At 60.6% G+C, this 9,882-nt stretch carries 11 protein-coding genes; 7 read left to right on the top strand and 4 right to left on the bottom strand.

Annotated elements, in window-relative coordinates:
- Positions 1 to 678: 678 nt before the first annotated feature.
- The 4 genes from WMO64_RS06740 to WMO64_RS06725 form a co-directional block, all read right to left on the bottom strand.
- Positions 679 to 1,011, bottom strand: coding sequence for a DUF6050 family protein (locus WMO64_RS06740; RefSeq protein WP_349231467.1), 333 nt, complete (start codon positions 1,009 to 1,011; stop codon positions 679 to 681).
- Positions 1,012 to 1,103: 92 nt separating this feature from the next.
- Positions 1,104 to 2,453, bottom strand: a complete 1,350-nt coding sequence (locus WMO64_RS06735; protein ID WP_349231466.1) for a relaxase/mobilization nuclease domain-containing protein — start codon at positions 2,451 to 2,453, stop codon at positions 1,104 to 1,106.
- Entirely contained in the window at positions 2,414 to 2,743 is a 330-nt protein-coding gene (locus WMO64_RS06730) for a plasmid mobilization protein (RefSeq protein WP_349231465.1), read from the bottom strand. The genes WMO64_RS06735 and WMO64_RS06730 overlap by 40 nt, the downstream gene beginning before the upstream one ends.
- Before the next feature lie 250 nt (positions 2,744 to 2,993).
- The gene (locus WMO64_RS06725; RefSeq protein WP_349231464.1) at positions 2,994 to 3,140 is read right to left on the bottom strand and encodes a helix-turn-helix domain-containing protein; all 147 of its coding nucleotides are present in this window, start codon (positions 3,138 to 3,140) and stop codon (positions 2,994 to 2,996) included.
- 140 nt (positions 3,141 to 3,280) lie between these two features.
- Between WMO64_RS06725 and WMO64_RS06720 the strand changes: the two genes are divergently transcribed.
- From WMO64_RS06720 to WMO64_RS06690, 7 genes are all read left to right on the top strand, one after another.
- Positions 3,281 to 3,913 (top strand): DUF4867 family protein, encoded by a 633-nt coding sequence (locus WMO64_RS06720; RefSeq protein WP_349231469.1) that lies wholly within the window; start codon positions 3,281 to 3,283, stop codon positions 3,911 to 3,913.
- Between the two features lie 17 nt (positions 3,914 to 3,930).
- Positions 3,931 to 5,406 carry an L-fucose/L-arabinose isomerase family protein gene (locus WMO64_RS06715; RefSeq protein WP_349231463.1) on the top strand — a complete coding sequence of 492 codons (1,476 nt, stop codon included), beginning with the start codon at positions 3,931 to 3,933 and terminating at the stop codon, positions 5,404 to 5,406.
- Positions 5,407 to 5,554: 148 nt separating this feature from the next.
- Complete coding sequence (locus WMO64_RS06710; RefSeq protein WP_294521315.1) at positions 5,555 to 6,253, top strand: FadR/GntR family transcriptional regulator; 699 nt, start codon at positions 5,555 to 5,557, stop codon at positions 6,251 to 6,253.
- A 239-nt stretch (positions 6,254 to 6,492) separates the two neighbouring features.
- Positions 6,493 to 7,665 (top strand): MalY/PatB family protein, encoded by a 1,173-nt coding sequence (locus WMO64_RS06705; RefSeq protein ID WP_349231462.1) that lies wholly within the window; start codon positions 6,493 to 6,495, stop codon positions 7,663 to 7,665.
- A gap of 48 nt (positions 7,666 to 7,713) precedes the next feature.
- Positions 7,714 to 8,571, top strand: coding sequence for an APC family permease (locus WMO64_RS06700; RefSeq protein ID WP_349231461.1), 858 nt, complete (start codon positions 7,714 to 7,716; stop codon positions 8,569 to 8,571).
- Entirely contained in the window at positions 8,556 to 9,044 is a 489-nt protein-coding gene (locus tag WMO64_RS06695) for an APC family permease (protein WP_349231460.1), read from the top strand. The genes WMO64_RS06700 and WMO64_RS06695 overlap by 16 nt, the downstream gene beginning before the upstream one ends.
- Positions 9,045 to 9,198: 154 nt before the next feature.
- Positions 9,199 to 9,882 (top strand): hypothetical protein, encoded by a 684-nt coding sequence (locus tag WMO64_RS06690; RefSeq protein WP_349231459.1) that lies wholly within the window; start codon positions 9,199 to 9,201, stop codon positions 9,880 to 9,882.

The following is a 9,882-nucleotide window of genomic DNA, read 5'->3' as shown; positions in this document are numbered from 1 at the left end:
TCACGACATGAAATCTGGTGCTGAAGGTGCTCACTTTTTTGGGGCCCTTTTGCTCACATTTTCGTTTGACAAACACATAAGAAGCCCCCGGAGCATGACCTATGAGCCGGAGTAAAAAGTGGCGGCTAGAGTGGTCCTTCTTCCTGGGGGAGAATGGCCGCCGCAAGTACAACAAGGTCTGCAAGGGCTGTGCCCATCCCTGCAAGCAGAGCTTCCGGGCGGTTCTCATCGCCTGTCCCCATTACCAGTCCGCACGCTCGAAAAAGTGTGCAGATAGGGGTTGAAAATGGGCTGAAAAATTGTCTGTGGCGGCTTTTCCGGGAGCCGCCCTTATGATTTTCCATGTGGGTCTGCCCCTTCCATTTGAGGGGTGTAAAGCCGCAATTTTGAACACTTTCCCATAGCAGAGCGGGAGCGCCGCCTTCGGTTTGAACCGAGGGTGACGCTCCCGCTTCTTTTTTAGTCTCTTTTTTCTCTTTCCATCAGGATTGGATAGGACAGGATAGGAAGGATATTCGCCGCAGCAGGCGCTGTGGGAATGTGTGTAAACGACCATGTCTGCGGAGCTGTGGGAAACGATGTTTGCGGGCTGTGGGAAAGCCAGCGGCTTTTCCATCGGGCCGTGAATGTCTGTTTTCCATCGGCGGAGCGGCCGTTTTCCACATTTCCATAGTGCGGTTATCCCACGATCAGGCGGTAGATGGTAAGGGGCACATACCACGCCGCCACCAGCAGACGCCATATCAGGACGAAGCCGCCGATGATGCCGCCGATCACGAAGTTTAATACGAACAGTGCGGCCCCGCCACCCAGGGAGCCGCCGCCCGGCACGATCCACACGCACATCCGATGGATGCCGAAGGGCAGGCCGCAGAGTATCCAGAGCCAGAGAAGATCCAGCTCCCCATCCCTCATGCAGGCGGATTTGAAAATACAGTACAGCAGCCCGGCGATGATGACGGGCAAAACCGCCTTCTTGAAAAATTCTTTGATGGCCTTGGTTCTCGTCATTGGCAGCACCTCCATTCCTGCCTCCATTATACAGATAAAATCAGGCCGCGCCCAGGGGTTTGTGAAAAGTCCGGCAAAGCGCACAATTTACGCTATTCCAGTTCGTTGCTCCGCTGCCTCTGCGGTTCGGCCTCCCTCGGCTTTTCCAGCAGGGCCTCCACATTCTGGCGGAGGGTGTCGTACTCCTTTTCCTCCCGCTGGGCTTTCCGATGTTCCGATTGCAGGGCGGACTTCCTGGCGGTGAGCTCGTCCATCTCGGCCCGGAGCCGTTTGGTGGCGGGCAGGGGTACGGCGTCCAGGCGTTTCAGTTCCCTTGCCGCCGCCTCAAACAGGATGATCTCGCCCTCATGCCCCCGGAGGAATTTCTCCTTGTCCCTGGACTGGCGGTATTGGTCATACATGGGACGGAGCTGGCGGTAGGTGGCGGCGTGCTTCATGGTGAGGGTCAACCGCTCCATTTCCTTCGCTGTCGCTCGGAGGTCCGCCTTTACCCTGGCGGTGGCGGCCGCCGCCCCGTCGCACCGCTCGGACAGATCCTCCAAACTTCCGATGCCATGTTCCGTCAGGAAGTTCAGCGTTTCCGCGGCCCGCTTCAAATTCTCGATGGTCGCCCAATGCTTGTAACCGGCGCTCTGCCGGGCCTTGATGTTGTTCTGGATGTCAATGAGCAGACTGGGTTTCCCGGTACGCTGTTTCGGCTGACGGGAAGGACCGGGCCTGCCGGCGATCCGGGCAGCCAGGGCCTCCTCGGCATAATCGGCGCCCAGGGTCTTCAGACGGGTGAACCTCTCCTGGCCCAGAGCCCTGACGGATATGTACTTGCCCCGTTTCAGCTCGTATCCTTCCCGCTGGAGGCGGCGGAGCAGATCCTCCAAGTCGGAGCAGCCGGGCAGGAGCCGGTCGATGGCGGAGCGCAGCTTCGCCTTGTAGCTGGTGCCGTTCTGCTCTGCCTGGTGTTCAATGTAGCTCTTTCCCTTGTCACGGCCGGGGACAATGACGGACAGGCCATGCTCTTTGCAGATACGGTCGCTGGTGCGGCGAATCTCGTGGTAACTCCGTTTGTTGGAATGGTAGTGCCGGTGATCCTGGAAACTGACCGCATTGAAAATCAGGTGATTATGGACGTGGTCTCTGTCTATGTGGGTGGTGAGGACAAATTCATACTTGCCGCCCAGGACCTCCCGCGCCAGCTCCATGCCGATCCGGTGGGCCTCCTCCGGCGTGACCTCCCCAGGCTCAAACGCCTGGATGAGATGCCGGCCCAGGTTTGTGCCCTTGTCGATGGCATGGCGGCGGGTCCACGCAAATTCGATGTCGGCGGTCTCCGCAGTGCAGCCGAAGGAGGACACCAGCAGCCTCCCGTCCGTCTTGTCTGGATTGCAGATATAGTCAATAGCCGCTTTCAGCGTTGACTTAATAGGATGCGTCTTTGTAACTGCCATATCTGCTCCAATCTCTCCCGGATCTCCTCCATGTCAGCCTGATAGGCGGGGCTGCCGGCGTTCACCCGCTTGGCAATCTGGTTGATGTTTCGTCCGATGGAGCCCAGAGCTTTTGTCATTTCCTTGATGTCGGTGGTGTCCACCTGGATGATATACCCGTCAATCGCCATCTTGCGCAGGTATGCCCCATACCGCTTTGTGGGAAGTTGGGCCATCTTCTCGTCGATGAGCCGCTTCTCCTCCTCCGTCACCCAGAACTTCATCTGGATATTCCGTTTCCGATTTGCCATTCCGCTTCGCCTCCATTTCTCATAAGGGTCTGGGACTATCCCAGCAAGCAATTTTTGTGTTTAGGGGCAGGGGTCCCCTAAACCGAAAATTCGCAAGCGGGTACTCGCTTGCTGTGCTTGCTACAACAACCCTTCCCTCATTTTCTCCTCTATCAATACTACAATTATACAAACTAAATTTGGCCAGTTAGATAACAAAAGAGCAACTGTTTTATGCCCAGTTGCTCTTAAATAAGACTATTATAGCAGCTCATTTGCCATACTGAATTTTGCGATATTCCGAAGGCAACATTTGCGTTACATCCTTGAACGCCTTGGAGAATTTCCCTTGGGTTTCATATCCTACTCGTGCGGCAATATCAGCGATGGTCGTATCCGTATCCCGCAGCAGTTTCACGGTTTTACTACTTTTCAACGCCAAGTGAGGCTCCGAAATGCCATGATATGCGGGGTATCTTCCGAAACGCAAAATGCCGGAAATGCTTGATATAACAAGCCTTTCCAGCATTTGCGGAGATTTGAAAAGATAATCAGAAAATCGGTAGAACTTTTAACAGAGAATTTGCTTCCTATGGCCAGGTCCATCCGGGCTACGCCCTGGAGGGGCTGCTGAGGGCCATGGAGTCCATCCCCATGCCGGAGCAGGGCACGGACTACCGGCCCTCCATGCCGGAGCTGGAGGGGGCGGACTGCTTCCGGGCGCTGGAGGACCGGGCCTTCGGCGGCATGCCCATCCAGGTGGGCATGTGCTGGGGCCATAACACCAAACTCAACTGTCTGGAGTACCACCGGAGCAGCGAGTTCAACCTGGGCACCGTGCCCTTTGTGCTCCTGCTGGCCCACCAGTGGGAGGTGGAGGACGGCGTGCTGGACACGGATAAGGTCGCGGCCTTCTACGTGCCCGCCGGCACCCTGGTGGAGATCTACGCCACCAGTCTGCACTACGCCCCCTGCCACGTGGACGCGACAGAGGGCTTCCGGGTAGCGGTGGTGCTGCCCAGAGGGACCAATACGGAAAAGCCTGAGCTGACCGACCTGCCGGGGGAGAGCAGGCGGCTGTGGGCCCGGAACAAGTGGCTCCTGGCCCACCCGGACAGCGCCGAGGCCAAGACGGGGGCCCAGGTGGGGCTGAGAGGCTGGAACACGGACATTGCGGAGACAAGAGCATAACAGAGGAGGAGAAGAACATGCTGGAAAATATTCCTGAGGTCAAGCTGGGTCTTGTGGCGGTGAGCCGGGACTGTTTCCCCATCACCCTGTCGGAGCGGCGGCGGAGCGCCATCGCGGCGGCCTACAGCGGTCCGCTCTACGAGTGCCCCGTCACGGTGGAGAATGAGGGCGACATGCTCAAGGCTGTGGAGGACGTGAAGGCGGCGGGCTGCAACGCGCTGGTGGTCTTCCTGGGCAACTTCGGCCCCGAGACCCCCGAGACCCTGATCGCCAAGTACTTTGACGGCCCCTGCATGTACGTGGGCGCCGCCGAGGGGGACGGCGACCTGATCAACGGCCGGGGCGATGCCTACTGCGGCATGCTCAACTGCTCCTACAACCTGGGCATGCGCCACCTGAAGGGGTACATTCCTTCCTACCCGGTGGGCACGGCGGAGGACATCGCCGAGATGATCGCCGACTTTGTCCCCGTGGCCCAGGCGGTCATCGGGGTGAAAAATCTGAAGATCATCACCTTCGGCCCCCGCCCCCAGGACTTCTTCGCCTGCAACGCCCCCATCAAGGGGCTCTACGAGCTGGGCGTGGAGGTGGAGGAGAACTCCGAGCTGGACCTGCTGGTCAGCTTCCAGGCCCACAAGGACGACCCCCGCATCCCCGATGTGTGCGCCGACATGGCCGCCGAGATGGGGGAGGGGCGCTACTACCCCGACCTGCTCGCCCGCATGGCCCAGTTTGAGCTCACCCTGCTGGACTGGGCGGAGGAACACAAGGGCGCCCGGAAGTACGTGGCCTTCGCGGACAAGTGCTGGCCCGCCTTCCCCAGCCAGTTCGGCTTTGAGCCCTGCTACGTCAACTCCCGCCTGGCCGGCCGGGGCATCCCCGTGGCCTGCGAGGTGGACATCTACGGCGCCCTCAGTGAGTACATCGGCGCCTGCATCTCCCAGGATGCGGTGACCCTGCTGGATATCAACAACTCGGTGCCCAAGAGCCTGTACGACGCTGAGATCTCCGGCAAGTTCGACTACAAGCTCACCGACACCTTCATGGGCTTCCACTGCGGCAACACCCCCTCCTGCAAGATGTGCGCCGACCGGGCGGTGAAGTACCAGCTCATCCAGAACCGGCTGCTGGAGAACGGCGGCGAGCCCGACTTCACCCGGGGCACCCTGGAGGGGGACATCGCCCCCGGCGACATCACCTTCTACCGCCTCCAGTGCGACAGCGAGGGCGTCCTGCGTTCCTACATCGCCCAGGGCGAGATCCTGCCGGTGGCCACCGGGTCCTTCGGCGGCATCGGCGTGTTCGCCATCCATGAGATGGGCCGCTTCTACCGCCACGTGCTGCTGGAGAAGCGCTACCCCCACCACGGCGCGGTGGCCTTCGGACACCACGGCAAGGCCCTCTTTGCGACCTTCCGTCTGCTGGGCATCGGCGATATCGCCTACAACCGGCCCGCGGCTCTGCCCTACCCCACGGAAAACCCCTTTGCCTGATTCCCCCTGCCCCTCCCTCCGCCCTGCCGCGGAGGGAGGGGCTTCTTTACTTTTTTCTCCGGTGATGGTACAGTAATAGATAATCATACCACGACACAGCCAGTACGCCCGCAGTGCCCGGCGGGGACGGGGGAGAAAAGAGGATCGTATGTTTCAGGTTGTCACGGGGCGAAAGCTCTACGAGCAGGTGGTCGAGCAGATCAAGTCCATGATCGACCAGGGGGTGTACAAGAAGGGCGACATGCTGCCCAGCGAGAAGGAGCTCATCGAGATGACGGGGGTGAGCCGCATCACGGTGCGGGAGGCGCTGCGCACCCTGAGCGAGGCGGGGGTCATCGAGACCCGCCGGGGAAAGGGCAGCTTTGTGCTCATCGACGCCTTCGGCTTCCAGAAGAGCCACCAGTACGACGCGTCCTACCGGGAGGCCTTCCTGTCGGTCAACCAGGTGCGGCTGTGGCTGGAGCCGGAGGTGGCCCGCCACGTGGCGGAGACGGCCACAGAGGAGGACATCTCCAAAATAGGCCGGGCCCTGCGGGAGAGCAAGGCGGAGGACCCGCTGGAGACCTTCCACCTGAGCATCATGGAGGCGGCCAAGAACCCGCTGCTCCTGTCCACCTTCCGGGAGCTGATCTCCAAGGAGTCGCCGCCGCCCCTGATGGAGCTGGTGGTGCCCGAGCGCCAGAAGCGGACCGTGGCCCAGCTCCAGCACCAGCACGAGCGGGTGTTTGAGGCCATCCGCACCAAGAACGGGGAGTTCGCCTACTTCTACATGAAGGAGCACACCGCCTTCCTGCTGGACACCTACCAGCAGTATTTCAACACCTTCTTCAGCAAAGGAGAGAAATAGGACGCCGCCGCAGACCAGAGATGATCTGCGGCGGTAATTTTTTATAATAAGTTGCGAGAAAAACAAATTCAGGTTCGTCATTACGCAGAAAAATGCGACAGTATTTTGTATACGACGATGAAAAAACGAAAAATAGAAAATAGGACTTGTATTATGATAATACATGTCTTATTATTACATATGACAAGTTAAGCGCTTAACAAGGAAATAAACATAACAAGAAGGGGCTGAGCTGACGGATGAGCGATCTGGAAGCATTTAACCGCGGCGCAGAGAGAAAAGGGACCAGTTGTATCAAATGGGATTTCCAGAAAGCGGACTACGGGATGGACAACCTGCTGCCCTTCTCCATTGCCGACGCGGACTATCCCACTTATCCCCCTATCCTGGAGGCGCTGAAGAAGCGGATCGACAACGGCGTCATCGGCTATACCGACCTGGACGAGGACTACTTTGAGGCTGTGGCGGGCTGGTGCCGCCGGCGCCACGGCTGGAACATCGAGCACAGCTGGATCGTGCCCACGGGCGGCATCGTTCCGGCCATGTGCAACGCCATTGAGGCGCTGCTGCCGCCGGACGCCAAGGTGATCGTGCAGCCGCCGGTCTACGATCCGTTCTACTCTATCATCCAGGCGTCCGGCCGGACAATGGTGAAAAACGACCTGATCCACGACGAGAACGGCTACCGCATGGACTACGACGGCCTGGAGGCCGCCTGTAAGGACGGGGCCGCCATGCTGCTGCTGTGCAGCCCCCACAACCCGGTGTGCCGGGTGTGGACGGAGGAGGAGCTGAAGCGGGTGGCGGACATCTGCGGCCGGTACGGCGTGTACGTGGTCAGCGACGAGATCCACTGGGACCTGATCATGGACGGCTACCACCACACCACCATGGGCCAGTTCCAGGCGCTGTATGAGCGGCTGATCGTCTGCACCAGCTGCAGCAAGACCTTCAACATCGCCGGCCTGGAGACCTCCAACCTGATCATCCCCGGGGAAAAGACCCGGGAGGCCTACCAGAAGTGGCTCTATTCCCGCTACCTCTTCTGCCCCAACACCCTGGGGCTGGAGGCGGTGAAGGCGGCCTACGCCGGCGGCGACCAGTGGGTGGACAGCCAGCGGGCCTACCTGACGGGGAATGCCCAGATCGTCTGCGACTTTATGGCGGAGCACCTGCCCCGGGTCCGGGTGGCCCGGCCTGAGGGCACCTATCTGCTCTGGCTGGACATGACCGACTACGGCCTCTCCAGCGACGAGCTGATCCGCCGCATCGCCCAGGCGGGGGCCGGCCTCAACGGCGGCAACCACTACGGCGAGCAGTACGACGGCTTTGTGCGCATGAACGTGGCCTGCCCCCGCGCCCAGCTGACCGCGGGACTGGCCTGCATCCAAAAGGCCCTTGCGGACCTTTGACCCCCGATGTAACGGCATGACGGAAGAGGTTTTGAGGAGGACTTACATATGGACGAGCAAAAAAACGGCCTGAAAAAGGTCCTGGGCTTCTGGGATCTGATGGGCATCGGCGTGGGCCAGATCATTGGCTCAGGCATTATGGTTCTGACCGGAATCTGCATCTCCATCACCGGGGCGGGCACGCCCTTTGCCTTCCTGCTGGCGGCGGTGCTGGTCATCTGCCCCAACCTGGTGCTGGCTGTCCTGGGCAGCGCGGTGCCGGCCACCGGCGGCATGTACACCTATGTGCGGGACTATATCGGAAAAAAAGCGGGCTTCTTCTACCTGGCCCTGCTGGTGGCCGGACAGCTGGTGCTGGCCATGTTTGCCATCACCTTTGCCGAGTACGCCTGCAGCATCATCCCTGGACTCAATGAGACGGTGGTGGCCTTCGCCATCCTGACCCTCTGCTTTGTGATGAATATTGTGGGCGTGGACATGGCCGCCAAGCTGCAGAACGTGCTGGTGGTGGTTCTGGTGGTGGCTATGGCGCTCTTTGTGGCCTTCGGCCTGCCCAAGGTGAACTGGGACGTGTTCACCCAGCCTGACGCCATCATGCCCAACGGCATTGTGGGCTTCCTGACCGGCGCCAGCCTGCTGACCTTTGCCACCGGCGGCGCGGAGTTCCTCAGCGAGCTGGGCGGCGAGATGAAGAACCCGGGCCGGGACCTGCCCCGGGCCATGATCTCCAGCACCGGCCTTGTGGCCATCATTTACGCCTTCATCGGCGTGGTGGCGGTGGGCGTGCTGCCCATTGACCAGGTGGCGGGTCAGAGCCTGGTGCTGGTGGCCGAGCCATCTTCCCCAAGCCCCTGTACTACTTCTTCATCATCGGCGGCGGCATGTTCGCCGTGGCCTCCACCCTGAACGCCACCTTCACCTGGTGCACCAAGGGCCTGCTCATCGCCGCCGAGGAGGGCTGGCTGCCCCAAAAGGCGGCCTCCATCAGCAAGTTCGGCACGCCCTGGGTGCTGCTGACCGTGTTCTACATCGTGGGCGCCATCCCCATCCTCACCGGGCTGGACATTGAGACCATCTCCCGCCTGGGCAACGGTCTGTCCCTGATCTACGTCATGTTCCCCATCTTCGCCGGCTACCTGATCTACAAGAAGAACCCCCAGGCCATGGCCAACTCCACCTTCAAGATGAAGCGGGTGCCCCTGGCCATCCTGACCACCGTGGCCCTGGGCAGCTACGCCATGGCCGCCGTTCTCAACTTCGGCGACATCCAGAACGCCTGGCAGATGATGATCGGCTACTTGGTGATCGTGCTGGTGTACGCCTTCCTCCGGCAGAAGAAGGTAAAGTCCATGAGCAATATCGTGGGCAGCGGGACCTGAGCGCCCCGCACCCCATATCCATTCCCCGGACCGGCGGCCCATTGGGCGCCGGTCCGGGGAATCGTGCTTTGTGGAAGTTTTAACAAAAAGATTGACGGGCGAAAAATAGGACTACATACTGGAAACAGAGATAAAACATGGAGGAGGAGACATTATGCGCGATCTGTTCCTGAATCACGGCCCCGTCCTCATGTGGGTCATCACGGCCCTGCACCTGGTGTTTGTGGTGCTGCTGCTCAACTGCTTCCGAAACAAGCGGGAGCCCATCGCCCTGTGCATGGGCCTCATCGGCGTGGGACTGTTCTACGACGCGCTGATCCTGGCTCTGGGGGGCATCCCGGGCTTCCCCCTGCTGGCATCCCTGAGCCGGATGCGCTTCATCAGCCACGGCGCCCTTATCCCCCTGCTGTTCCCCATCTGCGCCTACGGCCTGCGGGCCAGAGGGAAGGCGCTGGCCGCCGTGTGGGTCTTCACCGCCCTGGTCATGGCCGCCGGGGTGGCCCAGGCCGCCGCGTCGGTGCTGGAGGTACGGGAGGTGGCCGGCATCGTGCGGTGCGCCGCGTCCGACGCCACCCCGGCCTGGGCGGATACCATCAGCAGCCTGCTCTCCTTCGGCACCGTGCTGCCCCTCATCGTGTGCGGCGTCATCGTGTGGGTGAAGCAGAAAAACGGCGCCCTGTTCCTGTCCGGGCTGCTGATGTTTGTCTTTGCGGCCCTGGGTCCCGCCACGGGCAACATGGACCTGCTGGTGTTTTTCAGCATGATCGGCGAGGTGCTGATGATGCTCTTCTTCTGGCTGTACTGCCTGGGGACCGACCGGAAAAAAGCGGTGGTGTGA

Origin of the sequence: Pseudoflavonifractor intestinihominis, assembly GCF_040096055.1 — a bacterium.
Lineage (GTDB): Bacteria > Bacillota > Clostridia > Oscillospirales > Oscillospiraceae > Pseudoflavonifractor > Pseudoflavonifractor intestinihominis.
This window is presented reverse-complemented; position numbering and strand designations above follow the sequence as displayed.